Origin of the sequence: Oceanobacillus sp. AG (genome assembly GCF_009746545.1) — a bacterium.
GTDB classification, from domain to species: Bacteria; Bacillota; Bacilli; order Bacillales; family Amphibacillaceae; genus Oceanobacillus; species Oceanobacillus indicireducens.
On the sequence record NZ_WOWT01000009.1, the window covers coordinates 40,726 to 67,135 of the forward strand.

At 41.3% G+C, this 26,410-nt stretch carries 28 protein-coding genes and 1 tRNA gene; 26 read left to right on the forward strand and 3 right to left on the reverse strand.

Annotated elements, in window-relative coordinates; genetic code table 11:
- Positions 1-523: 523 nt before the first annotated feature.
- From GN217_RS05785 to GN217_RS05855, 15 genes are all read left to right on the forward strand, one after another.
- A complete protein-coding gene (locus GN217_RS05785; RefSeq protein ID WP_156855722.1) occupies positions 524-877 on the forward strand; it encodes a YojF family protein in 354 nt (117 codons plus the stop codon).
- 48 nt (positions 878-925) lie between these two features.
- Complete coding sequence (gene bshB2 / locus GN217_RS05790) at positions 926-1,603, forward strand: bacillithiol biosynthesis deacetylase BshB2 (protein WP_156855723.1); 678 nt, start codon at positions 926-928, stop codon at positions 1,601-1,603.
- A 76-nt stretch (positions 1,604-1,679) separates the two neighbouring features.
- Positions 1,680-1,874, forward strand: coding sequence for a PspC domain-containing protein (locus tag GN217_RS05795; protein ID WP_156855724.1), 195 nt, complete (start codon positions 1,680-1,682; stop codon positions 1,872-1,874).
- Positions 1,875-1,876: 2 nt separating this feature from the next.
- Entirely contained in the window at positions 1,877-2,218 is a 342-nt protein-coding gene (locus GN217_RS05800; protein WP_198042603.1) for a phage holin family protein, read from the forward strand.
- A gap of 439 nt (positions 2,219-2,657) precedes the next feature.
- Positions 2,658-3,593, forward strand: a complete 936-nt coding sequence (gene hprK, locus GN217_RS05805) for an HPr(Ser) kinase/phosphatase (protein ID WP_198042601.1) — start codon at positions 2,658-2,660, stop codon at positions 3,591-3,593.
- A gap of 13 nt (positions 3,594-3,606) precedes the next feature.
- Positions 3,607-4,464, forward strand: coding sequence for a prolipoprotein diacylglyceryl transferase (gene lgt / locus GN217_RS05810; protein ID WP_156855726.1), 858 nt, complete (start codon positions 3,607-3,609; stop codon positions 4,462-4,464).
- 43 nt (positions 4,465-4,507) lie between these two features.
- Positions 4,508-5,143 (forward strand): pyrophosphatase PpaX, encoded by a 636-nt coding sequence (ppaX, locus tag GN217_RS05815; RefSeq protein WP_156855727.1) that lies wholly within the window; start codon positions 4,508-4,510, stop codon positions 5,141-5,143.
- A 3-nt stretch (positions 5,144-5,146) separates the two neighbouring features.
- Positions 5,147-5,674, forward strand: a complete 528-nt coding sequence (locus GN217_RS05820) for an acyltransferase (RefSeq protein ID WP_156855728.1) — start codon at positions 5,147-5,149, stop codon at positions 5,672-5,674.
- Positions 5,675-5,961: 287 nt separating this feature from the next.
- Complete coding sequence (locus tag GN217_RS05825) at positions 5,962-6,276, forward strand: hypothetical protein (RefSeq protein WP_156855729.1); 315 nt, start codon at positions 5,962-5,964, stop codon at positions 6,274-6,276.
- 73 nt (positions 6,277-6,349) lie between these two features.
- Complete coding sequence (locus GN217_RS05830) at positions 6,350-7,345, forward strand: tetratricopeptide repeat protein (protein ID WP_156855730.1); 996 nt, start codon at positions 6,350-6,352, stop codon at positions 7,343-7,345.
- Positions 7,346-7,400: 55 nt separating this feature from the next.
- Positions 7,401-8,372 carry a thioredoxin-disulfide reductase gene (gene trxB, locus GN217_RS05835; protein ID WP_255454353.1) on the forward strand — a complete coding sequence of 324 codons (972 nt, stop codon included), beginning with the start codon at positions 7,401-7,403 and terminating at the stop codon, positions 8,370-8,372.
- A 783-nt stretch (positions 8,373-9,155) separates the two neighbouring features.
- A complete protein-coding gene (gene rapZ / locus GN217_RS05840) occupies positions 9,156-10,052 on the forward strand; it encodes an RNase adapter RapZ (protein WP_229782795.1) in 897 nt (298 codons plus the stop codon).
- A 2-nt stretch (positions 10,053-10,054) separates the two neighbouring features.
- A complete protein-coding gene (locus tag GN217_RS05845; protein ID WP_156855732.1) occupies positions 10,055-11,008 on the forward strand; it encodes a gluconeogenesis factor YvcK family protein in 954 nt (317 codons plus the stop codon).
- A gap of 273 nt (positions 11,009-11,281) precedes the next feature.
- Positions 11,282-12,232 carry a DNA-binding protein WhiA gene (gene whiA / locus GN217_RS05850; RefSeq protein WP_156855733.1) on the forward strand — a complete coding sequence of 317 codons (951 nt, stop codon included), beginning with the start codon at positions 11,282-11,284 and terminating at the stop codon, positions 12,230-12,232.
- Between the two features lie 213 nt (positions 12,233-12,445).
- On the forward strand, positions 12,446-12,703 hold the full coding sequence (locus GN217_RS05855; protein WP_156855734.1) for an HPr family phosphocarrier protein: 258 nt from the start codon (positions 12,446-12,448) through the stop codon (positions 12,701-12,703).
- Between the two features lie 47 nt (positions 12,704-12,750).
- Here the strand turns inward: GN217_RS05855 and clpP are convergent, their stop codons facing one another.
- A complete protein-coding gene (gene clpP, locus GN217_RS05860; protein ID WP_156855735.1) occupies positions 12,751-13,344 on the reverse strand; it encodes an ATP-dependent Clp endopeptidase proteolytic subunit ClpP in 594 nt (197 codons plus the stop codon).
- 244 nt (positions 13,345-13,588) lie between these two features.
- Here clpP and GN217_RS05865 point away from each other — a divergent pair.
- Positions 13,589-13,664, forward strand: a tRNA-Arg gene (locus tag GN217_RS05865).
- A 79-nt stretch (positions 13,665-13,743) separates the two neighbouring features.
- On the opposite strand, the gene GN217_RS05870 is transcribed toward GN217_RS05865, so the two are convergent.
- Positions 13,744-14,223: a shikimate kinase gene (locus GN217_RS05870; RefSeq protein ID WP_156855823.1), complete on the reverse strand. Its 480-nt coding sequence runs from the start codon at positions 14,221-14,223 to the stop codon at positions 13,744-13,746.
- A gap of 58 nt (positions 14,224-14,281) precedes the next feature.
- The gene (locus GN217_RS05875; protein ID WP_156855736.1) at positions 14,282-14,668 is read right to left on the reverse strand and encodes a ribonuclease HI family protein; all 387 of its coding nucleotides are present in this window, start codon (positions 14,666-14,668) and stop codon (positions 14,282-14,284) included.
- A 136-nt stretch (positions 14,669-14,804) separates the two neighbouring features.
- On the opposite strand from GN217_RS05875, the gene GN217_RS05880 reads away from it, so the two are divergent.
- The 10 genes from GN217_RS05880 (at position 14,805) to GN217_RS05925 (ending at position 26,410) form a co-directional block, all read left to right on the forward strand.
- Positions 14,805-15,815, forward strand: a complete 1,011-nt coding sequence (locus tag GN217_RS05880; RefSeq protein WP_156855737.1) for an ABC transporter ATP-binding protein — start codon at positions 14,805-14,807, stop codon at positions 15,813-15,815.
- A complete protein-coding gene (locus GN217_RS05885; protein WP_156855738.1) occupies positions 15,796-16,770 on the forward strand; it encodes an ABC transporter ATP-binding protein in 975 nt (324 codons plus the stop codon). The genes GN217_RS05880 and GN217_RS05885 overlap by 20 nt, the downstream gene beginning before the upstream one ends.
- Positions 16,771-16,809: 39 nt before the next feature.
- Positions 16,810-18,495 (forward strand): ABC transporter substrate-binding protein, encoded by a 1,686-nt coding sequence (locus GN217_RS05890; RefSeq protein ID WP_156855739.1) that lies wholly within the window; start codon positions 16,810-16,812, stop codon positions 18,493-18,495.
- Positions 18,496-18,602: 107 nt separating this feature from the next.
- On the forward strand, positions 18,603-19,604 hold the full coding sequence (locus GN217_RS05895; protein WP_156855740.1) for an ABC transporter permease: 1,002 nt from the start codon (positions 18,603-18,605) through the stop codon (positions 19,602-19,604).
- Positions 19,605-19,679: 75 nt separating this feature from the next.
- A complete protein-coding gene (gene nikC / locus GN217_RS05900) occupies positions 19,680-20,543 on the forward strand; it encodes a nickel transporter permease (RefSeq protein WP_156855824.1) in 864 nt (287 codons plus the stop codon).
- A gap of 652 nt (positions 20,544-21,195) precedes the next feature.
- Positions 21,196-22,509 (forward strand): RNA polymerase factor sigma-54, encoded by a 1,314-nt coding sequence (rpoN, locus tag GN217_RS05905; protein ID WP_232334347.1) that lies wholly within the window; start codon positions 21,196-21,198, stop codon positions 22,507-22,509.
- 7 nt (positions 22,510-22,516) lie between these two features.
- Entirely contained in the window at positions 22,517-22,765 is a 249-nt protein-coding gene (locus GN217_RS05910) for a glutaredoxin family protein (RefSeq protein ID WP_232334348.1), read from the forward strand.
- 129 nt (positions 22,766-22,894) lie between these two features.
- Positions 22,895-23,914, forward strand: coding sequence for a sugar-binding transcriptional regulator (locus GN217_RS05915; RefSeq protein WP_156855742.1), 1,020 nt, complete (start codon positions 22,895-22,897; stop codon positions 23,912-23,914).
- A gap of 61 nt (positions 23,915-23,975) precedes the next feature.
- Entirely contained in the window at positions 23,976-24,986 is a 1,011-nt protein-coding gene (gene gap, locus GN217_RS05920) for a type I glyceraldehyde-3-phosphate dehydrogenase (RefSeq protein WP_156855743.1), read from the forward strand.
- A 242-nt stretch (positions 24,987-25,228) separates the two neighbouring features.
- Entirely contained in the window at positions 25,229-26,410 is a 1,182-nt protein-coding gene (locus tag GN217_RS05925; protein WP_156855744.1) for a phosphoglycerate kinase, read from the forward strand.

Sequence of the window (26,410 nt, forward strand, 5' to 3'; positions counted from 1 at the left end):
AAGATCAGCGTTCTATTCCTAAAATGAAAAATAGTGTTCCAAATTTGGCTTTCCCCTCGGAGCAGTCCAGACACCTTGAGACTCCTGCGGGAGGCCGGCTAAGTACGGTCACGTCCTGTGACCAATGCCGGCATTAGAACCTCCTGTTCGTCGATAGGCCTGGCGAGACCTCACAGGGCGTTAGCCCGAGGAGGCTTGCCGGCCGCCCGCGGAAAGCGAGAGGTGTCTGGACTGCGAACCTCCAGATGAAAGTTGCACACACTTACGCTGAATGAAAGTAATGTTAATTGTTATTTATCACGCATTAACGGTCTGTAATACCCCGCCTCTAAAAACAGGAGGGAAGCCCAACATGTGTAGGTGGGGGATGTACAGTCTGTAAATACCTGATTCTGTTCAACTAACATTCAGTGGGGTAAGGAATGCCCCATTGAATGAAGTTTCACTTTATCAGGCCGTAATTTTTGACGTCAACCTTTAGATTATGTACATTTAAACTAGAGTTATGTAGGAGGATAATGGAATGGAACCTATTAATGTATCAAAAGTTCAAGCTTGTTTGGATGACTACATAAACAAATCTGTTTATCTCCATCTTGAAACAACTAACGGTGCTTACGCGAGTCATATAAATGAAAAAGCGTATAACGTTGGAGCTTTCATCCGAAATGCTGAAGTGAAATTTACAAATGCTAAAATTGTTGAAAATAACAGTGTATACCGAGTTGGTCTCAAATTGGAAATCGGTTGGGTTTATGCTGAAGGCTTAACGGATTGGACGGTAACGGAAGAAGGGCAATTATTGCTCGCTGGCCATGATAGGGAAGGTAGGTTAATGGTGGCACTGCAAATTAGTGAACAGCCATTTACAAATTAAAGAGTAAGATTGTTTTTAAACGGAATGATAAGAAAATAGGTGATAGAAATGGGAAAACATAAACATGTTGTCGTCATTTATCCGCATCCAGATGATGAATCATTTGGTGCAGCGGGTACAATAAGCCAATACCGAAAACAAGGTGTTCCTGTGACATACTTATGCGGAACATTAGGTGAAATGGGGAGGAATATGGGGAATCCTCCAATCGCGAACAGGGAAACATTACCGCAAATTAGAAGGGAAGAATTACTGGAAGCTGCGAAGGTCTTGGATATGGAAGTAAAGATGCTCGGGTTTAGGGATAAGACGCTTGAGTTTGAAGACCTGACGATGGTTGCGACTCATATTAAAGAATATCTCGATCAAATAAAACCGTCTCTAGTTATCACGCATTATTCGGATTATGCGGTTCACCCGGATCATAATGCACTTGGAGCAGCTGCGATTGAAGCGGTTCGTATGATGGATAAGAGCGAGCGTCCAGTCGTATGGGCACAAGCAATTAGTAGGAATTTCGAGGATGTGCTCGGAAGTCCTGACGTGAAGAATGATGTTCGTGCGGAAATCGATACGAAGCTGAAGGCGATTTATGCTCATAAGACCCAAGCTGAAGGGGTTTTATCACAATTTATGCAACCAGGTTTTAGTGAGGAAGAATTTAAAAAAGAAGTAGCAAACAATTTCTCGACCGAGCAATTTTATGTATGGAAGTATAATGATTAAATGCAATTCCTACGAAACTTTTCTTCGTGCTTATCCGTATAACAGGTAAGTATTGTTATGCTTAGGAGGGAATTTTATGAAAAAACTTTATCGTTCATCTGATAACCGCTATGTGGCAGGAGTATTTGGAGGTTTATCTGATTACTTAAACGTTGATGCCACTGTATTGCGGGTCATCTTCGTTATATTGCTCATCCCGAGTTTTACCACGGTTGCATTAATTTATTTAGTTGCAGCACTGATTATTCCTAAAGATATGGAGATTTACTAATGATGCGCTTTCTGATATCCCTAGCACTCAACACAGTCGCTCTATTAATAGTGAATGAAATCTTTGCTTCTTTCTATATTGAAGGAATAGGTACAGCAATATTAGCAAGTATCATTCTAGCTATATTGAATGTGCTCTTGAAGCCGATTCTAATCATCCTGACCTTACCAATTACAATCTTGACAATGGGATTGTTCTTGCTCGTTATTAATGCCATCACACTAATGGCGACCCAGGCATTGATGGGATCTTCCTTTGTCATCGATGGCTTTGGCACTGCCTTTATCGCATCCATCATTATCTCGCTCATCACCCTTGTGCTCGGTGGTTTGGTGAAAGAATAAACGTCAATCAAAATCGTAGGCCACCCGCCTACGATTTTTCGCGGCATTATGCTACAATAAAGTGAAACTTCTATAAGTTAACATTAAAAATATTGAATCGGAACATTATATTTAAGCATGGATAAAATCTGAACAAACTACTTGCCTACTTCGCAATTATATGGAGACTCCTATGGGGGCGACTAGAGTATGTTTACGTTCTGTAACCAACGGTGGAACTAGACATTCTGTTCGTCGGACGGCCTAAGTGAGCCCTCTCAAGGAGATAGCCTGTGGCAGACTATTACATACGTACTGTGGAAACGCCAGCATTAGCATGTCTTGTGTCAAGGCTCACTTAGCTGTCAGCTGTCCACGGGAAGCACTGTATATTCCTAGAGCGATGGTTAATACAGTTTCACGACTTGTTCAGATTTCCATCTTATATGGAGGGAAGATAATGGTGAGGGTTTGTACAAAAGATCTGCTTGATAACTTTACATTAACATTAGTAGCTGGAGCCCAAGGAATCAACCGAGAGATCATTACGAGTGATATATCACGACCGGGAATAGAAATGACAGGGTATTTTAATTTTTATCCAAAAGAGAGACTACAATTAATTGGACGTACCGAGATGGCTTATTTTCTAGAACTATCCGATGAAGAAAAACGCGACCGGGCAATCAAACTTTGCGAAGATATCACACCAGGAATCGTTGTTTCACGTGGCATGGATATCCCAGAAATATTGATTGAAGTTGCGAATGAAGCGGGTGTCCCGATTCTGCGTTCACCCCGGAAAACAACCCGGGTATTAAGTCGGTTAACGAACTACTTGGAAGGGAAATTCGCGCCGACTACTTCAATGCATGGTGTACTCGTTGATATTTATGGTGTAGGCGTGTTGATTACTGGGCAAAGCGGTGTTGGAAAGAGTGAAACAGCACTGGAGCTTGTGAAACGTGGTCATCGCCTTGTTGCGGACGACAGTGTGGAAATTTACCAAGAAGATTATGACAGCCTTGTTGGCAGCTCACCTGAAATCCTTGAACATATGCTGGAAATCCGTGGATTAGGGATTATTGATGTCATGACTTTATTTGGTGCGGGAGCAGTACGGACGAAAAAACGTATCTCTGTCGCTATTCATCTTGAAAACTGGGATGACACGAAGCAGTATGACCGTCTTGGACTTGATGAAGATACATTGCAAATTATGGACGTCAAACTGCCGAAAGCAACGATACCGGTACGACCTGGGAGAAACTTAGCTGTTATTATTGAAGTAGCAGCGATGAACTTCCGGCTCAAACTCATGGGAATAAACACCGCCGAACAATTTTCCGAGCGGTTAACAGATATCATTCAAAGTGAAAAAAACATGTTGGAATAGGGGGGGTGTTTTTTTGATTTATACGGTAGAGCCATTAAACCGAGTTATGCTTGAATTGGGGCCTTTTACCGTTTATTGGTACGGCGTCATTATTGCCTTTGGAGCATTACTTGGAATTTATTTAGCAATGAGAGAAGCGGAGAGGCTCGGTTGGAATAAAGATACGATTATTGATTTTGTCGTATATGCCATTCCAATCGCAATTATAACTGCACGGATTTTTTACGTTACCTTTGAATGGGAACGGTATTCTGGCGGTCCGTTTTGGAAGGTGTTTGCGATTTGGGAAGGTGGAATTGCGATTCATGGCGCGGTCCTTGGCGGGGTTCTGACAGCAATCGTATATACGAGAGTGAAAAAGTTGTCATTTTGGAAGCTTGCCGATATTATCGCACCAAGCTTGATTCTTGGACAAGCAATTGGTCGCTGGGGAAATTTCATGAACCAGGAAGCCCATGGAGGACCTGTTTCAGAAGCAGCCTATAATAACTTTCTCCAATACTTACCAGATTTTATTATGAATCAGATGACGATTGGAGGCGTCATGTACCACCCGACGTTCCTTTATGAATCCATCTGGAATATTCTTGTATTTATTTTCTTGCTTCTACTTCGGAAATATAACCCGACGCGCGGTTTAATATTCTTAAACTATCTCATATTTTATTCTGTTGGACGCTTCTTTATTGAAGGTTTACGAACGGATAGTTTATATATTGTTGAAGGTTTGCGGACTGCACAAGTTGTTTCAGTGACATTAATCGTGCTAGGGATCATCTTGATCATCTATCGCCGTAAAACGGTAACAACAAGATATCTTGATATGCTTGAGCCGAAGAAAGACCGGAAGAAAAAGAAGAAAAAGCGTTAAGCTCTAGAAGGAAATATGTGAAATCCAGAAAGGAACTAAAAGCATGGACACGCGGACAATACTCTTTGATTTGGATGGAACGCTCATTGATACGAATCAGTTGATTGTTGCATCTTTTAAACATACTTTTGAACATTTTAAATTAGACTTTACGGATGAGGAAATTATTGAATTTAATGGTCCACCACTCGTGGAGACATTTAAGAAAATCGATCCAGTCCGGTCAGATGAGATGGTAGCAACGTACAGGGCCCATAATTACCTGTATCATGACCAGTATGTAACAGCATTTCCGAATGTGCTGGAAACACTTCAGGTATTGAAGAAGAATAATATTAAAATGGGAATCGTCACGACAAAGATTAGACAAGGTGTAGAGATGGGCTTGAAGAAAACAGGCTTGACTGGATTTTTTGATTCTATTGTTACGTTAGATAAAGTGACACATGCAAAACCACATCCAGAACCGGTTCTTAAAGCGATGGAGGAGCTGGGGGGAGAGAGTAAGTCTACGATTATGGTTGGAGATAATTCCCATGATATTGAATCAGGCCACAATGCCGGTGTAAGGACCGCGGCTGTCAGCTGGTCGCAAAAGGGAAGGGACCGATTACTTACATATGAGCCGACATATATGCTCGAAAATATGGCAGATCTTCTTCAAATAGTAGGTGTGTAACCGATGCGTAAGACGAAAGCATATCCTGTGAAAGATTCCAATTCCCTGTGGCAGATTTATAAAACGGTCCCGTTTCTTAAAGTTGTTAAAAACTTTATTATTATCCAACTTGCCCGCTATACACCGTTTCTCGCGATGAAAAATTGGTTATATCGAACTTTTTTAAGAATGGAAGTTGGGGAGGAGACCGCATTTGCTTTGATGGTCATGCCCGATATTATGTTTCCAGAAAAAATCAAAGTAGGCAGGAATAGTATTATCGGTTATAACACGACGATTCTTGCTCATGAATATTTGATTAATGAATACCGTCTTGGGGAAGTAGCAATAGGAGATGAAGTGCTGATCGGTGCGAATTCAACCATCCTGCCAGGAATTACGATTGGCGATGGTGCTACGGTGTCCGCTGGAACACTCGTCCATAAAAATGTTCCAGCAGGCGCATTTGTTGGTGGAAACCCGATGCGAATCATATATACGAAAGAAGAAATGGATGAACGGAAAAAACAGGAAAAAACACAACTAGAATAAATATATTCGTATCGTGAAATAATGGAATGACTGAAAAGTTCAGTCTAGCTTTAGGCGAAAGCGGGACATGTATATGTGCCGCTTTTTTGGTGCAGGGGGGGAATTACCTCTGACAGAAACAACAATAAAATGTGATGAGTTTCACAAAAAAGTCATTAAAACAGTCAGACGTAGCTTTTTTTCTAGTAATGTAAATCGTACGCACATTAAGCTAAAAGTAAAGGGGAAACTTTCTTAGATCATTTCCTTTATATCCTTCTGGAGAATTGTAATTTCGGGAAAAGATTATGTTCCTATTTAAACTGAAATTTCTCACCCTAGAGGCTGAAGCTCTATTTTTAAAAGATAAGTATAAGATTTTGTTGGGATTTGTTTGGAAAAAGAATAAATTCCGGGCATTAGTTGAACTTATAAATGAAACAAAACAAACTATACTCCAAGTGACATTCCCATCTGCCGAACTGGATTGGTGTATTTTAAATCGATTAAATGCATCACATGTGATAGCCTATATGGCAGCCACCGTTGTTTGGTTGTTTCCGAGAAAACGAATTTTGCTTAAAGTAGGGCAACATAGGGATGTTGCAATTACCTACCTTTAGGTACTGTTCCAAGTTCGCCTATAAAAGGAAATGTGTTATACTAAAAACATATGTCAATTTTAGGAGCAGGCTAATGAATAAACAGCGTAAAAAAGCAAATAAGTTTCTTCCGTTTATTCCGGAGGCGGAATTTTACTTCTCAAAAGGAGTTAAAGCATTCCAGAAGCAGAGATTTGACCAATCTGTAAGGTGGTTAACGAAAGCGATCGATTCAGATCCAACGAATCCTTTATATAAATGCCAGCTTTCCGTTGTATATACAGAAACAGGGAAGTATCACAGGGCAAATCAATTATTAAATCATGTATTACAGAACAATGATTATGTAGATTGTTATTATTTACTTGCGAATAACTATGCACATCTTGGGCTTCTCAATGATTCCATGAAATATGCGAAAACGTATTTAGAGAAGGAACCGGAGGGGGAGTTCGGTGAAGAAGCGGAGATGCTGATGGAGCTCATCGAATTCGAACTGGAAGATGAAGAATTCGATGATTGGTTATTAGAAGAGGAAGATGACTTGCTAAAGTATCAGGAGACAGTCTTCTATATGATGGAGAATGAGGAATGGCAGAAAGCAATCCCGCTCATTCATGAGATGCTCCTCTTATTTCCGGATCATCTTGTTGTGAGACATGATTATGCGCAAGCCTTGTTCTATACCGGAGAAGAGCAGAAGGCAATTGATCTGGAAATGAAGATTTTTAAAGAAGTGGGCAATTCCTTGCATAGTATGATTAATCTTGCGCTGTTCTACTATGAAGCAGAGCAGCATGAAGCATATGAGAAAATCATAAATGAATTGATCCATGTCTATCCGCTACATGCGGATCAACAGATTAAGCTTGCGGTGACGATGGCAAAAACAGGGAACTATGACGTAGCTTATCGACGATTTACAAGAATTAATCGGGGTATGGCACGTGGGCATTTATCTTTTTATAAATGGTTCAGCATCACTTGTTACCATATAGGGAAAAAAGAGCTTGCCTTCGACTTATGGGAAGATGGCTGCTTGAAGCATCGAGCTCTTCAAGATCACGTAGCACCCTGGCAGGAGTCGTGAGCAGATAAATAGACGGAAAAACGTAGATTATTATAAACTCAACATAAGAACAATTATAAAAGAGGCGATAAACATGTCTGAAGAAATTTTATATGATGTGATCATAGCTGGAGCAGGTCCTGCTGGTATGACTGCAGCTGTCTACGCATCACGAGCAAATTTAAAAACATTGATGATCGAGCGCGGCATTCCAGGAGGTCAAGTAGCGAACACGGAAGATGTGGAGAACTATCCTGGATATGACCATATCCTTGGTCCAGACTTATCAAATAAAATGTTTGAACATGCGAAGAAATTCGGAGCCGAATATGCATACGGTGATATTAAAGACGTTGTTGACCACGGAGACTATAAAACCGTTATTGCAGGCAATAAAGAATATAATACCAAATCATTAATCATTACAACAGGTGCAGAGCATAAGAAGTTAGGTATTCCTGGCGAAGAGGAATTAGCCGGACGCGGAGTTTCCTACTGTGCGGTATGTGACGGGGCATTCTTTAAGGAAAGGCATCTCGTCGTTGTCGGTGGGGGCGACTCGGCAGTTGAGGAGGGAATGTACCTCACTCGATTTGCGAGTAAAGTGACAATTATTCACCGTCGTGATGAATTACGAGCTCAAAAGATTCTCCAAGAACGAGCATTCAATAATGAAAAAATTGAATTCATCTGGGATACTGGCGTTACTGAAATAAATGGAGAAAATGGTAAAGTAGTGAGTGTTACGTTAGAAAATAGGAATACAGGTGAGAAATCTAACTTCCAAACAGATGGTGTATTTATCTACATTGGAACAGAACCTTTAAGTGAGCCATTCCAGTCCCTCGGAATTACAGATGAAGAAGGCTACATTCCAACAGACGAAAATATGGCAACGAAAATACCAGGCGTATTTGCAGCTGGGGATATTCGCGACAAAAAATTACGACAAATTGTGACAGCAACTGGAGATGGCAGTATCGCTGCTGAAGAGGCAATCAGCTATGTGGAAAATTTACCTGAAGTAATTGATACGACCCAATCGTAAAGAAAGTTAATGAAAAGTCATTACTTCTTAACGCTCCTGTAACCCGTATGCAACAATAATTGGGTACACTATTTATAACTAATTGACCCCCTTTTAATAGATAAATTAGTTTTTGTGCACAGGTTGCTACACCTGTGCATTTTTTTACTTTACGAAAAAAATGAATCCCCATCAAAATTTGTTGCAACCTGTCGAATCTTAAATGGACCACCATCCCTTTCATTCAGCGTAAGTGATTAGACGTTCTATTGGCTAGACCTCTAACCGCCGTTCAGTTGCCCGGTGGACGGATGCTTTCCGCGGGCACAGCCGAAGCCTCCTCGGGCTATCGCCCTGCGGGGTCTCCGGACCCGTGCTATTCCCGCAGGAGTCACCGTCCACCGGGCAACTGAACTGGTAGAGAGGGTTATTGTTAACGGAAACTATCCACTATGATGATAGTTCTAATTCCTTAACTGAAAAATAGTGTTCCAAATAGGGTCCTTCCTCGGAGCAGTCCAGACACCTCGAGACTCCTGCAGGAGGAAAGGCATAGGTGAGACCCCGCAGTACGCAAAGCGTACGAGGAGGCTTACCAGCCGCCTGCGGAAAGCGAGAGGTGTCTGGACTGCGGACCTCCAGAAGGCAGTTGTATTTACGCTGAACGAAAGAAGTAATGAAAAGTGTACCTAGCTGTTTGAATAAAAATAAATTAATATAGTTTAAATTCGTTCGTGAATAGCATATGATAGATATAAGAAACAAGAAGCGAAGAAAAGTTCCTCTAAAGGAGTGCGATTAGAAATGGCAGAGACGGAAATGGGCTTAGACACAGGAACGCGATTAGTAATTATTACCGGAATGTCAGGAGCAGGAAAGACAGTAGCAGTACAGAGCTTTGAAGACTTGGGATTTTATTGTGTAGATAACTTACCACCAACATTACTACCTAAATTTCTGGAGTTGATGAAGGATTCTACCAATAACATTACAAAAGTTGCCCTCGTAATGGACTTGCGGGGCAGGGAATTTTTCGATTCCTTATTCGAAGCACTGGATTCACTAAGTGAAGAAAATTGGGTTAAGGAACACATCCTCTTCTTAGATGCAAAAGATACAGCACTAGTGAGCCGTTATAAAGAAACAAGGCGCTCCCATCCATTAGCTGTTGGCGGTTTGCCGCTTACAGGGATTAAGCAGGAAAGAGAAATATTAGATGAATTAAGAGGACGTGCACAACGAATTATCGATACGACTGATTTGAAACCGCGAGAGCTTCGCGATAAAATTTTGAAAATATATTCTGAAGAACATCAGGAAATCTTCTCCATCAATATGGTTTCTTTCGGTTTTAAATACGGTATTCCGATTGATGCGGATCTGGTTTTTGATGTCCGCTTCTTACCGAACCCTCATTATGTAGGCCATCTTAAGCCACTTACTGGTCTGAATCAAGAAGTATCCTCTTATGTGTTTAAATGGTCGGACACGCAGAAATTCATTGATAAAGTCTTAGATTTATTAGAGTTCATGCTTCCACAGTATAAGAAAGAAGGGAAATCCCAACTTGTCATCGCGATTGGATGTACGGGAGGACAACACCGTTCTGTTGCTCTCGCTGAACACTTCGCTAAGGAATTATCAAGGAATTATATTACCCATATCAGCCATCGCGATATCGATAAGAGAAAGGGAAGTTGAGGATGAATGAGGATAAACAACCAAGAGTCGTTGTCATCGGTGGAGGTACAGGAATGCCTGTCCTGCTACGGGGTTTAAAGAATTTACCAATTGATTTGATTGCAATTGTTACGGTAGCAGATGATGGCGGAAGTACCGGGAGATTGCGGGATGAGATGGCCATCCCTGCACCTGGAGATATTCGCAATGTAATTGCTGCACTTTCGGATGCAGAACCGATGCTAGTTGAATTATTTCAACACCGGTTTGAAGTGGGAAACGGTTTGTCCGGTCATTCCCTGGGCAATTTATTGCTTGCGGCGATGACCTCTGTCACGGGCGACTTTTATGATGGAATAAAAGAGATTTCCCGTGTGTTGAACGTAAAAGGCACCATCTATCCAATTTCCACAGAAAATCTATCGCTTCATGCTAAAATGAAAGATGGAACAATTGTTTCGGGGGAATCTAATATTCCGTTATCAAATAAAGGGATTGACCATGTTTTTATAAGTCCTGAACCTGTAAAACCATTTAGTCATGCAGTTCAGGCGATTGTTGAGGCTGATCTAGTTGTCATCGGCCCAGGCAGTCTTTATACGAGTATAATGCCCAATCTGATTGTCCCAAGTGTACAAGAAGCATTAGAACAGACAAAAGCTAAAATTGTTTATGTTTGTAATTTGATGACTCAGGCTGGTGAAACGACGGGGTATACGGCATCTGACCATGTGGAGGCGATTAACCGTCATATCGGGAAAGGAATTGTTGATGCGATCGTCGTACACAATGAACCGATTAAAGATACGATCAAGGAAAAATATGCGGAAGAGAATGCCGAACCAGTTATTTATGATACCGATAAATTGCTTGCATTTGGACTTGAAATTATCGAAGGGGATATTATTAACAAAGATCATCCAGCTCTTCGTCATGACACGGATAAGATTGCAAAGCTGTTATATTCCTTATTATAGAAGAGTAGGTAGTAAAAAGGCGGAAAAGGAATGAGGCAGGCTCAAAACGTGATCGTTATTGCTAGCGCCGACTTCTAGCACGTCTATGTGTCGATATCAAGGCTGCAAGTAGTGCTTAGGGAGCGGAAAAGCTAACTAGCGTGTGTGGTGAGATTTACATTGTAGAATGTGGGTGTTTTAAGCAGAACCTCTTCTTTTGTGAAGTGTCATTTTTACCTGCCTTTTTGCGTAACCAAAAGAGGGAAGGAATCGAAGGTGAAGGAGGAGAACACGATGTCCTTTGCTTCAGAAATTAAGAAAGAATTAACAACAATAGAATCGAATGCAACAGAAAAGAAGGCTGAACTTGCAGCATTGATCCGCATGAATGGAGTTGTTTCCGTATCAAGGCAGCGCTACTCTCTTGATGTGCAGACTGAAAATGCCGCGATTGCCCGTAGAATCTATACATTGATTAAAAGTAATTATGATGTACCGATTGAAGTGCTTGTTCGGAAGAAGATGAAATTGAAGAAAAATAATATTTATATTGTCAGGATGAAAGAAGAAGTACGAAAGGTTTTGCAGGATTTGGAAATTATGCAACCCCCGTATGATATCATTAGGGCGATTTCAGCGGAAATATTTAACCATGACGCGAAGAAGCGGGCCTATTTAAGAGGTGCGTTCCTTGCAGGTGGGTCGGTAAACAACCCGGAAACTTCTTCTTATCATTTGGAAATTTACAACTACCACGAAGAGCATAACAATTCCCTAAGCGAATTATTAAATTCATTCGATTTAAAATCCAAGACACTTGAAAGAAGACATGGTTATATCGTCTATATTAAAGAGGCGGAGAAGATTACAGAATTCCTGAGTATTATCGGAGCGCATAATGCACTATTTAAATTTGAAGATGTACGGATTGTGCGTGATATGCGTAATTCCGTCAATCGGCTCGTTAATTGTGAAACAGCTAATTTGAATAAAACAATTGGAGCCGCATTCCGACAAATCGAGAATATTAAGCTAATTGAACAGACGGTCGGTCTAGACCAATTACCAGAGAAACTTCAGGAAATTGCTGTTTTGCGAAGGGAACATGAAGATGTTTCATTGAAAGAACTCGGTGAGTTGGTGGGAAGTGGAAAGATATCCAAGTCAGGTGTGAATCATCGTCTAAAGAAAATAGATGAATTTGCAGAGAAAATCCGGCAAGGTGAAATTTTTGTGAAGAAATAAAAGGATATTCTCTTTCTCCGTATTTCATGTTATAATACTGATAATTAAAAAATTTAGATCGGGAATGTTGCAACATTCCCGATTGGGATATTAAGTGATAAAATGCTACGGAACGATGTAAGCAGAATAATTTTATTGCCTACATAATAAAGATAAATATTGAGTAAAAGCAAAATGGTAGCGTTTTCTAAACTTCAGGGAGGATGAGTTGAGTTGGTAGAGAATTTGGTGAAGGTTGATTTAGATTCAGGTCTGCAGGCCAGACCTGCTGCACTATTTGTGCAAGAAGCGAATCGTTACTCTTCGCATTTATTTTTAGAAAAAGACGGTAAAAAGGTGAATGCAAAAAGTATTATGGGATTAATGAGCTTGGCCATTGCAAATGGTGAGGAAATAAAAATTATCGCCGATGGGCCAGATGAAGAGGTAGCTTTAAACCATTTAATCTCCTTCGTCACAAATAAAGAATAAAAAATACCCTTTCACTTGATTAGTGAAAGGGTATTTTTTAGTACTAATTAATTATCCTCTGGCTTACGCTCTAAGATTTGGTCGATTAAACCGTATTCTACGGAACGTTCTGCATTCATGAAGTTGTCACGCTCTGTGTCGCGCTCAATTACTTCTAGTGGCTGACCGGTTTTCTCAGCTAGGATTTCATTCATCCGTTTCTTAATTTCAATGATTCGTTTTGCATGGATTTCAATATCTGTTGCTTGCCCTTGCGCACCGCCAAGTGGCTGGTGAATCATAATCTCACTGTTTGGAAGGGCGTAGCGTTTGCCTTTTTCACCTGCTGCAAGCAGGAATGCACCCATTGAAGCGGCCATACCGATACAAATAGTTGATACATCTGATTTAATGAAATTCATTGTATCATAGATTGCCATTCCAGCTGTGATGGATCCGCCGGGAGAGTTGATATAAAGAGAGATATCTTTACCAGGATCTTCTGCCTCAAGGAATAGCAGTTGAGCGACAATTGAGTTCGCCACATTATCATCAATACCGCTACCAAGCAGAATGATACGGTCTTTCAAAAGTCTTGAATAAATATCATAAGCACGTTCTCCACGGTTCGTTTGTTCAATAACTGTAGGTACTAAATTCATTTACATATCCTCCTTATTCACATTTGTCAATCGTTAGTATTTCTTGTGAGCTTTCTTTTTTCATCATATACCATTGGTCAAAAAAGGTCAAACGAAAGACTTCGATTAAATAAAAACAGACTAAATGCTAGCTTACCCGTTTATTTATCTTTATAAACAGTAGTAAAATAAGTATACATGTAAAAAAGCTTGAAAGTCTACTAAAAAAACGTTATAATAATCTTTGTGTTCATAAATAGATGATGCGCCCATAGCTCAGCCGGATAGAGCACTGGTTTCCGGTACCAGGTTTGTCGGGGGTTCGAATCCTCCTGGGCGCGCTAATATCTCAATAAAGACAAGGGCTTGAATTCAATTCATCCCCTTGTCTTTTTTATTTCTTCAAACGCCTTTTCTAACTTATAATAATTTCAACTTATCATGAATTGTTTGAACTGCAGCGTCTACATCGAGGTTATCAATTAGCAGGCGGATATGATGTTCCTTGTAGATCGCCTGGCGTTCATCAAAGAGACTTTTAATCTCTTCCAGACTTTTTCCTTGTAATACGGGCCTCGTTGGAAGCAAAAGACTAATACGCTCTTTCCAATAATCAAATGTCATGTCAAGAAATATGACTATTGCATGCTCGATGCAAGCTTTGCGGATTTCTTCCTGCATGAACGCTCCGCCACCAACAGAAATCACTTTACCTTCTAATTGACAGGCGTCCACGATCATTTCTCTTTCCGTTTTTCTGAATTCCTTTTCTCCGTATACTTTAAAAATATCGACAGCTTCCATGCCGTATTTCGCTTCAATTTCTGCATCTATGTCAAGGAATCCGCATTGTAACTTACGGGCAAGTTCTTTACCGAGTGTTGTTTTCCCAACACCCATGAATCCAATTAAAACAATACTTTTCTTCACGTTCTATTCACCTTTGTTCTTTCTATTATTATTTATGAATACCTTCCTTTGCTAGTCGGTCTGCTCGTTGATTTTGTTTTTCTGGGATCCATTTAATGAAAAATAACGGGAAATGCTCACTTAACTCTTGAATTCTTTCAAGCAAGGGAAGGAAGTTATTATTTTTTGTATAGTTCTTTTCTACGGTATCAACGACAATCTTGGAGTCAGTTCGAAAGGAAAGTATTTCTTTTGGATACTGTACCTTACATAGTTCTAATGCCTTGATTACCGCGTGAAATTCTGCTTCATGATTCGAATATGTACCGATTGGAAAAGAATATTCGACGTCTCTTTTTCCAGATTTGATGACGATGCCGATTCCGCTTTTACCGGGATTACCTTTAGAAGCAGCATCTGTATAGACTTCGATCAATCCTGTTCACGCTCCTTTGTAAAGTAGTATAAACTATTTTTTCTAAACTGTAAAAAATTATTCTCTTGATATTTTAATAAATTTTCTGTATATTAATGAGGAGACTAACCCTATTTTAATGTGAAGGAGGTAGAAAATGGCAGAAGCAATCCTGGAGGTAAAAGAGTTGAGCACCCATTTCTTTACGGATAGCGGAGAAATTCCAGCAGTGGATCAGGTAAGTTTTACCGTACATAAAGGAGAAGTGGTAGGAGTAGTGGGGGAATCAGGCAGCGGGAAAAGTGTTACTTCCTTATCCATTTTACAATTAATACCAAAACCTCCCGGAAAGATTGTAAACGGTTCCATTTTTTATAAGGATGAAAACTTGGCAAAAGCAAGTGAGAAGCGCATGAAAAAGATTCGTGGCAATGAGATTTCGATGATCTTCCAAGAGCCCATGACTTCATTGAATCCCGTATTTACAATCGGTAATCAAATGCGAGAAGCAATCCGTATTCATCAGAAGGTAAGTAAACAGGCGGCAACGGAAAAAGCGATTCAGATGTTGAAGGTTGTAGGGATACCGCGAGCAGAAGATATTGTAAATGAATACCCCCATCAATTATCGGGTGGAATGCGCCAGCGCGTCATGATAGCAATGGCGATGGCTAGTGAACCGAGCTTACTTATAGCTGACGAGCCGACAACTGCACTTGACGTGACGATTCAAGCGCAGATTCTTGATTTAATGAAAAAAATCAATAAAGAAGAACAGACAAGTATTTTACTTATTACCCATGATTTAGGTGTTGTAGCCGATATTTGCGACCGGGTTGTCGTCATGTATTCTGGACAAGTAGTTGAACAAGGAACGACAAGGGAAATCTTGAAGGATCCGAAACATCCTTATACGCAAGGGTTAATTCGTTCCTTGCCAAAGCTCCATGGGAAGGAGAAGAAGCTTTATTCCATTCCCGGTACGGTAGCTAGGCCGAGGAAAGATCATATTGGCTGCCGTTTTGCTCCCCGTTGTGAATTCGCCTTTGAACGTTGCTTCAAGGAGAACCCGCAAATTTACAACTTAGGCGAAGACCGTGAAAGTCGTTGCTTCTTACATTCGGAGCAGGAAGGAGAGCGATTAAAGAATGTCACAACCAATACTTGAAGTGAAAGGGTTAAAAAAATATTTCCCGATCCAAGGCGGTGTGTTTGGTAAAACCGTTGGTGAAGTGAAAGCGGTTGATGACGTTTCTTTCCACGTGCGGGAAGGGGAAATCTTAGGAATTGTCGGGGAGTCAGGCTGCGGGAAATCAACGACGGGAAAATCGATTCTGCGATTGATCGAACCGACGGAAGGTGAAGTGAAATTCGAAGGGAAAGATATAACAAAATTTGGTTCAGAGGATATGCGGAAATTAAGAAGGGATATGCAAATTATTTTCCAGGACCCATACGCATCCTTAAATCCGCGGCATACCGTGGAGAAAATTGTTGGTGAACCTTTACTCGTTCATGGATTGAAATCAAAGAATGAACGAAAGAAACGTGTAAGGCAGCTCCTAGAAATTGTCGGCTTAAGCAGCTATCATGTCTCAAGATACCCGCATCAGTTCAGTGGAGGTCAAAGACAGCGAATTGGGATTGCTAGGGCCCTCGCAAATCATCCGAAATTAATTATTTGTGATGAGCCTGTATCTGCTCTTGACGTATCGGTACAGTCACAAATATTAAATTTAATGGAAGAACTCCGTGATGAGTTTCAATTAACCTATATTTTTATTGCACATGATTTAAGTGTTGTTAAACATATTAGCGATCGGGTCGGGGTTATGTATTTAGGCCGGATGGTTGAACTCGCTGAGAAGGATGCCTTATACGAGGAACCGAAGCATCCATATACCAAAGCATTATTATCTGCCGTGCCGGAACCCGATCCGGACATTGTGAAAGAGCGGGTTATTCTTGAGGGGGATGTGCCAAGTCCCGCGAATCCACCGACCGGGTGTGCATTCCATACGAGATGCCCGTTTGCGATGGATATTTGTTCGCAAGTAAGGCCGGAATTCGGTCCGGTCGATGATCAGCATTTTGTTGCCTGTCATTTATATAATGACAAGTAATAAAATATATTTTTAGTAAGAAAAAAGGGGGATAAAGAAATGAAGTTACGCGTGACTTTACTTGCTGCATTGCTGATTTTTTTATTAGCACTCGTAGCGTGTAGTGGGGATGGTGGTGCCAATACGAGCGACACACCAGATGAAGACGCGACAGAGACGGATGCAGGGGAAAATGATGATGCTGAAGTGGAAGAGGCGACTGCAGCCGGAGATCAAGTATTAGTATTTGCTAGAGGGGGAGATTCTGAGAGTCTGGATCCTGGAAGCACGACGGATGGGGAATCTTCGCGAGTTACCCATCAAGTGTTGGAAGGACTATTGACCTTTGAAAAAGATTCCTTTGAATTACTGCCGGGGCTTGCCCATGATTGGGAAGTTTCTGATGATGGCCTTTCCTATACGTTCTACCTGGAGGAAGGAGTAACCTTTCATGACGGGACGGACTTCAATGCAGAAGCCGTAAAAACGAATTTTGAAAGATGGGCAGATCCAGACCATGAATATGCATTCTCTGATGACGGTTATGTCTATTCCATGTATGGAACAATGTTTGGCGGGTTTGAAGGGGAAGAAGGACATGTCATTGAAGAGATTAATGTCGTAAATGACCATGAAATTGAATTTATTTTAAATCAGCCGCTTGGATTCTTCCTGCAAAATCTTGGGATGAGCTATTTTGCCATAACATCTCCAGCTGCACTGGAAGAGTATGGACCAGAAATTAATGAAAATCCTGTAGGTACAGGACCGTTTAAATTTGTGAGCTGGACGAAGGATGACTCCATAGTCCTCGAGAAGTTTGAAGACTATCGTGTAGATGGTTTACCGAAGCTAGATCGAGTTATTTTTGAAGTGATTCCTGATAATGCTGCTCGGTTAATTGCACTCCGTTCCGGTGAAGTTGATATTATGGATGGACTGAATCCAGATGATGCTGAAGGGGTAGAGGCGGAGGAAGGTTTAGAGCTATTGACAAGATCAGAAAACAACGTTGGCTACCTTGGTTTTAATACACAGAGTGAGCCGCTTGATAAAGTGGAAGTACGTCACGCAATCAATTATGCCATTGATAAAGAGGCAATTGCGGATGCTTTGTATGCTGGTTATGCTACAACAGCAAAAAACCCACTGCCACCGGTATATTTAGGTTATAACGATGATGTCGAGGCTTATGAGTATGACCCGGATAAAGCGATTGAACTACTAGCTGAAGCAGGATTTGAGGATGGGCTTGAAATTGAATTGTGGACAATGCCGGTCGCGCGTCCGTATATGCCTGATCCGGAGACGGTTGCACAAATCGTTCAGAACAACTTAGAAGACGTTGGTGTGACAGCTAATATCGTACGTGAAGAGTGGGCGCCGTACTTGGAAAAGACATCCCAAGGTGAGCATCAGTTGTATATGCTTGGCTGGTCTGGAACAAATGGAGACCCGGATTATTTCTTAAGCAGTCTGCTCCATGGCTCTAACATTGGAAGCAGTAACCGTGAATTTTATCAAAATGATGAGGTCGATGAACTGCTGGATGCAGCAAAACGGGCTATTGACCAGGATGAGCGGGCTGACCTTTATGCACAAGCTCAAGAACTCATATCGGAAGACTCGCCAATGGTTACACTTGTACACTCTACACCAGTAATGGCGACTACAAGTAATGTGCAAAACTATGTCCCGCATCCATCTACAAGTGAATCTCTGGCAGAAGTAGAACTGACTGAGTAATTCACAGGCAAGGGAAAAGTGGTAAAACAGAAGGGATAGTAGACTGGTGCTGCTATCCCTATCTTTATTGACGGATCGAAAAGTTTTTACAGAATGAGGGGGAAAAAATGGTAACGTATATACTTCGCCGCCTGTTAATGCTCATTCCAGTATTAATTGGGATGACGCTCATAACCTTTTCAATTGTCCATCTTATTCCGGGGAACCCTGCACAGGTTATTCTAGGTGAAACGGCAACAGCGGATGCAATTGCTAATTTGGAAAAGACAATGGGATTAAATGAACCTTATTTTGTTCAATATTGGAATTATATTTTAGATATTTTGCAAGGTGATTTGGGCACCTCGCTTCGTTCCAAGGCAGAAATTTCTAGTGAAATTCTCCCTTACATAGCTGCTACTTTTGAGCTGACACTATTTGCTATGATCTTTGCGATTGTCGTAGGAGTCAATGCTGGAATCATTAGTGCTTGGAAGCAGAATTCTTGGTTTGATTTAGCGGCAATGCTCATTGCTTTAATAGGCGTCTCCATGCCGGTGTTCTGGCTGGCATTAATGGAACAATGGATATTTGCTCAAGAGCTCGGCTGGTTACCTGCTTATGGCAGACAAGACAGTAAGGATCCAATTGCTGCAATTACGCATCTCTATGTACTTGACTCATTGATTCATCTTGACTTTGCCAGGGCGGGAACGATATTGAAGCATTTGATATTACCGAGTATTGCCCTTGGAACAATCCCGATGGCAATCATTGCACGGATGACTAGATCCAGCATGCTAGAAGTCATGAAGTCGGATTACATTCGTACAGTGCGGGCGAAAGGGTCCGGCCAATTTCTTGTTATCTATAAGCACGCGTTAAAAAACGCGATGATACCAGTAATCACTGTAATCGGATTGCAAACGGGTGTGCTCTTAGGCGGTGCTATTTTAACGGAAACAATTTTCAGTTGGCCAGGGGTAGGCAGATATGTATATGAAGCGATTAATTACCGGGATTATCCGGTTATCCAGTCAGGAATTTTAGTCATCGCCTTCATCTTTGTCATGATTAACTTGGTCGTTGACATTTTGTATAAAAAACTTGATCCGCGGATTAAGTATTAGGAGGTGGTGCACATGAAGCTAAGTGAAAAAAATACAGAGCAGCCTGTACCAAATCCTGCAGCAGAGGGTCACTTGATGGACCATGAAGAGATGGAAGTTACTTCGCCATGGAAAGATACATTTCGCGAGCTGCGGAAAAATAGATTGGCGATCATTGGATTTTCCGTCATCATATTCTTTGTCCTGATAGCGATATTTGCCCCATTGTTCACATCGTACACGTATTATGAACAAAATCTTGCAAACCGGCTGCAACCACCATCTGGAGAATATTGGCTCGGCACAGATCACTTAGGAAGAGATATTTTCACAAGGCTTGTCTACGGGGCAAGGGTATCGTTGATGGTTGGGTTTATTGCTGTTTCGGGTGCACTAGTGTTCGGAACCTTTCTAGGTATTATAGCTGGTTATTTTGGCCGTTGGGTCGATATGATTATTTCCCGTATCTTTGATATTCTACTTGCTTTCCCAAGTATTCTACTAGCAATTGCAATTGTTGCGATTCTAGGGCCATCTTTGCAAAATGCATTACTTGCAATTGCGATTATTAATATACCGATATTTGGAAGACTTGTTAGGTCACGGGTAATAAGTCTACGGGAAGAGGAGTATATTATGGCGGCGAAAGCTCAGGGAATGAAGCATGGAAGGATTATTTTTCAGCATATTTTGCCGAATAGTGTGGCACCGATCATCGTCCAATCAACGCTCGGGTTTGGTACGGCAATATTAGAAGCTGCAGCCTTAGGGTTCTTAGGACTAGGCGCCCAGCCGCCAACACCTGAGTGGGGACAGATGCTTGCGGACTCAAGAGACTTCATCCAACTCGCACCATGGACCGTCATCGTCCCGGGAATCGCTATCGTCCTCGTCGTCCTAGGCTTCAACCTAATCGGCGACGGCCTCCGCGACGCCCTCGACCCGAAAATGAAGAACTAAAAAAGCTAATTACCTTCATACAGCGTAAGTATTTTGCGCGTTCTCCAGAGTGGCTCTCTAACCGCCGTTCAGTTGCCCCGGAGGACGGATGCTTTCCACGGGCACGGCCTCAGCCTCCTCGGAAGAAAAGCACTTCCTGCGGGGTCTTCGGACACGTGCTTTTCCCGTAGGAGTCACCGTCCTCCGGGGCAACTGAACTAGTGAGGACGATTTTTCTAAATGGAACTTATTCAACCCCTATGAATATTGACTGCTGGAATATAGATTAGAGTTCTAAATCCGGCTTTTCCTGGGAGCAGTCCAGACACCTCGAGACTCCTGCAGGAGGAAAGGCATAGGTGAGACCCCGCAGTACGCAAAGCGTACGAGGAGGCTCACCAGCCGCCTGCGGAAAGCGAGAGGTGTCTGGACTGCGGACCTCCAGAAGAGAATTACAGACACTTACGCTGTATGAAAGCAATCAATCTTTGAATAAATTGATTTATCATTATATAGTAGAAACAGGGATATTTTATCACGCATTAACGGTCTGTAATAGCCCCTCCTCTAAACGTGAGGGAAGACCAACATATGAAGGTGGGGTATACAGTCCCGTAAATAACCGATTCTGTTCAACTAACATTCAGTGGGGAGGCAAGGAAACCCTCACTGAATGAAGTTTCACTTTATGGGGAAGGAGTTGTCCGTTGTGAAACAGCACTTGGTCCAACAGCAAACAATCCAGCGCAAATTGAACCAGTCACTCATTCAATCCATACAAATGCTTCAGTTCACTTCCGTTGAATTGTACGAATACATCAATGAGATAGCTGAGGAAAATCCATTAATCGAAGAAGTCGTCTATGATGCAGAAGAACGTCAACAGACCTATCAAGCGTCCGATACATACTCCATCGACGCGATGAATTCCAGTGAGAAAACATTATACGACCGGTTGAAAGAGCAATTGCTGACCATAGAAATCCCGGAAGAATTCCTTCCGACTGTCGAATTTGGAATTGACTCCTTGAATGAAAATGGGTATTTGGAAATAACTCTCGAAGAATGGGCAAGTGCCTGTAACACGACATATTCCATTACGGAAAAAGCACTACATATTATTCAGCAACTTGAGCCCCGTGGCATTGGGGCAAGACATCTTGGAGAATGTATCTATCTGCAACTCCGCGAGATGGATGGTTATCGCCCCTTTATAGAGGATTTACTTCTTCATCATCTTGATTGGATTGCTGATTATGATTGGACTGCTATACAGGAATCATATGGAATCACGCAGGGGGAATTGGATGATCTAATCAAGCTTATTCAATCCTGTGATCCCAAGCCAGGTAAATTGCTCGATACGACTGATGTGGAATATATAGTCCCGGAAGCGAAAATCTGGAAGGATCAAGATAAGTGGAAAATTACATTTTATCATTGGTCGGCTCCGAAACTAGTAATTGATTCATCGTATAATCAATTGGTGGACAAAGAAGCAGAGAAGTTTCTGAAGTCCAAGCGTGACCAATTGCGATGGCTGGAAGGAGCACTTAAATATCGAACGGCTACTATTGAACTTGTTATTCGTGAGATTGTAGAGAGGCAAGTCGACTTCTTTGAATTTGGTTTACTTCATTTAAAGTCGATGACATTAAGTGATATTGCGGATAAACTTGAGTTGCATACATCCACAATCAGCCGGGCGGTTAACAATAAGTATGTCGAGACACCACATGGAATTTATCCGCTCAAATTCTTTTTCCAATCTGGTGTTTCACAAGATGACGGTAAAAAAACAACAATTGTCCTAAAACACATGGTCCACCGGTTGATTGAAGAGGAAGACAAGGCTCGACCATTATCCGACGAGAGGATAAGAAGTCGTTTACAGGAGAAATATTCCGTGAACATTGCGAGAAGAACAGTGATGAAGTACAGACAAGAACTAAATATTCCCGCTTCCTATAAACGAAGAAAGGAGTAATTATCTGGTGCATATTATATTTTATACGAAGGAAATCTGTCCATTATGTGACGATGCTGAGGCATTACTATCCTCTTTTGAAGTGGACTATCCACATACATTAGAAAAACGGGATATTCACTCAAGGGAAGAGTGGCTTGCGGAGTATCAACTTCAAATTCCGGTAATAGAAATTAATGGTGAACAAATGAATTGTGAAGAAATCAGCTTCAATACAATAGAAGCTTTTCTGAAAAAACATTCAGAGAGAAATTAGGATGAGCTAATTTCTCTCTTTTTAATTCCTTTTAGTTGTAAAAATAAATCTCTATGATATAATCGATATTGTAGAGGGACGTAATTTGACTAGCGTGGACATAAAGTGTCCAGAAGAAGGAGTAGCGATATGAAAGCAATCGTTAATCTGCAGAAACAACTTGTACCAGACCTGCTTCAAGTCTTAGAAGAACGTTTCGCAATTCTGCAGAGTGTCAGTCTCTTTCATCCCATCGGAAGACGTGCACTCAGTGAAAACGTAGGATTGACTGAACGTCAGGTTCGTAGTGAGGTTGACTTTCTTCAAGAACAAGGCCTGCTCGAAATTACGAGTAAGGGGATGTATGTTACGAAGGAAGGGAAACGGCTACTGGAAGAACTGACAGATTTTATGGGTGAATTAAAAGGGCTTCATGTTTTAAGGGAACGTTTAAAGGAAAAACTATCACTAGACAAGGTAATTATTGTACCAGGGAATAGTGATGGGCAGGAATGGGTAAAACAGGAAATGGGTAAAGCCTGTATCGCCTATTTGAAATCTATTATTACGGCGAATAATACGATTGCTGTTACAGGTGGCAGTACAATTGCTGCGGTTGCCGATGTCATGACACCTCTTAATAAAGAGGAAGATTATCTTTTCGTACCGGCCCGAGGTGCGCTTGGTGAAAAAGTTGAGAACCAGGCGACAAGAATAGCCGAGGAGATGGCAAAGAAGTCCCGCGGTAATTACAGCTTACTCTATGTCCCGGATCCATTAAGTGAAGCAGCGTATAAAAGTTTAATGGAAGAGCCGTCTATACAAGCAATCGTGTCCAAGATTAAACAGGCAGACATTGTATTGCATGGTGTTGGGGACGCACTCAAAATGGCGAATCGCCGGAAGACACCACAACACATTCTCGATAAATTAAAAGAGAATGAAGCAATAAGTGAGGCTTTTGGATATTATTTTGACCAAGATGGTAATACTGTTTACAGGGTACGCACTGTCGGACTTCATTTGCATGACCTAAATGAAATTGGGCATGTAGTGACGATTGCAGGTGGTCAGTCAAAGGCGAAAGCGATCGCGTCCTATTTCGAAGCAGGAAAAAGTGATCTTTTAATCACAGACGAAGCCTGCGCAAGAGAGATTTTAGAAGGCTAAATGCCTTTTAAAAATAAATTTATCAGCAATATATTTTTTATAAATTTAGGGAGGCAATAACATGACAGTAAAAGTTGGTATTAACGGATTTGGAAGAATTGGTCGTATTGCATTACGTCATGCATTAGAACATGGCGAGAACATGGAAGTTGTAGCAGTAAATGACTTGACAGATGCAGATATGCTTGCACATCTTTTGAAATATGACTCTGTACATGGATCTCTAAAAGAAGAAGTGAAAGCGGAAGGTTCAAGCCTCTTCATTGGTACGAAAGAGATTAAAGTATTATCTGAAAGAGATCCAGCAGACCTTCCTTGGGGTGAGCTTAGTGTAGATGTTGTTATTGAATCTACAGGTCGTTTCACTCAACGTGATCAAGCACAAAAACATATCGATGCTGGCGCGAAAAAAGTAATCATCTCTGCACCTGCACAAGATGATGATTTAACAATTGTAATGGGTGTTAACGACGATCAATATGACCCAGCAAACCACCACGTTGTATCAAATGCTTCATGTACAACAAACTGTCTAGCACCATTTGCAAAAGTGTTAAACGATACATTTGGTTTGAAGCGTGGAATGATGACAACAATCCACTCTTACACGAACGACCAGCATACGCTTGACTCACCGCACAAAGACTACCGTCGTGCACGTGCAGCAGCTGCGAATATTATCCCAACAACAACGGGAGCTGCTAAAGCGGTAGGTAAAGTATTACCTGAGCTTAACGGTAAATTGAACGGTATGGCAGTGCGTGTTCCAACTCCAGACGGTTCATTAACAGACTTAGTTGCTGAATTGGAGAAAAATGTAACAAAAGAAGAAGTGAACAATGCGTTCAAAGCAGCTGCGGAAGGTCCAATGAAAGGTGTGCTTCAGTACACTGAGGATCCAATCGTTTCTTCTGACATTGTTGGTAATGCTCACTCTTCAATCGTTGATGGTCTATCCACAATGGTTATGGAAGACAACATGGTAAAAGTTGTTTCTTGGTATGATAACGAATATGCATATGCAGCTCGTTGTATTGACCTTGTAGAATTGCTTAACAGCAAAGGATTATAATTATAAACCGTAATTGTTTATGTACAAAGGGCGGAGGAGGAAAAGTCATCCTCCTTCGCTTTTTTCATTTTAGAAACAGGTGAAATCCTATGTACATATTAAATAAATAAAAAATCCAATTATTCAACAAAACTCAACGAATCACAAGCGTTTCATTTCCACCTGGTATATAATGATGGATGGAAAGCAAAATATGGAACAATACAATAAAACGTTGCAAAACCATTTGGGAGGTTGATGATTTGAATAAAAAGACGATGAAAGACTTTGATGTAAAAGGGAAGAGGGTATTATGCCGTGTCGACTTGAACGTTCCAATGCAGGACGGGAAGGTAACGGATGATACAAGAATCAAAGCAGTTATCCCAACAATTGAATATTTGACAGAACAAGGTGCCAAAGTAATTTTAGTAAGTCATTTAGGCCGACCAAAAGGGGAAGTAGTAGAAGATTTAAGATTAGACCCTGTTGCTGAACATTTAAGCAACCTGCTGGGTAAAGAAGTATTAAAAGCAGACAAAGTATTTGGAAAAGAAGTAGAAGATGCAGTTTCCCAAATGCCAGAAGGGGGTATTCTTCTGCTTGAGAATGTTCGCTTTGAAGCGGGTGAAGAGAAAAACGATCCGGCATTAGTAGAAGAATTCACCAAGTTCGCGGATATCTTTGTTAATGATGCTTTTGGAACATCTCACCGAGCACATGCTTCAACGGTAGGAGTTGCAGAGAAGTTGCCGGCAGCCGCAGGGTTCTTAATGGAAAAAGAAATTGAAGTTCTCGGTAATGCACTGGAAAATCCAAAACGTCCATTCACAGCAATTATTGGTGGAGCGAAAGTCAAAGATAAGATTAATGTAATCGATAATCTGCTTGACAAAGTCGACAACCTAATTATCGGTGGTGGACTAGCCTATACATTCATTAAAGCACAAGGTAACGAAATTGGAAATTCACTTCTTGAAGAAGATAAAATTGATCTAGCCAATGAATTCATGAGCAAAGCGAAAGAGAAGAATGTCAATTTCTTAATGCCTGTTGATATCGTAGTCGCTAATGACTTCTCTGATGCAGCAGATACAAAAATTGTACCTGTAAATGAAATACCGGCAGATTGGGAAGGGCTTGATATTGGTCCAGAGACCCGGGAAATCTATCGTAAAACGATTCAGGAGTCTGCATTAATTTTATGGAATGGACCGATGGGTGTATTTGAAATGAATTCTTTTGCAGGCGGTACAAGAGAAGTTGCCGCAGCTCTTGCAGATACAGAAGGATTCTCGATTATCGGTGGTGGAGACTCTGCTGCAGCTGTTGAACAATTTGGTTTCGCTGAACAGATGGATCATGTCTCAACTGGCGGAGGAGCTTCCTTAGAGTTTATGGAAGGTAAAGTTCTTCCAGGTATCGCAGCTTTAGATGAAAAATAA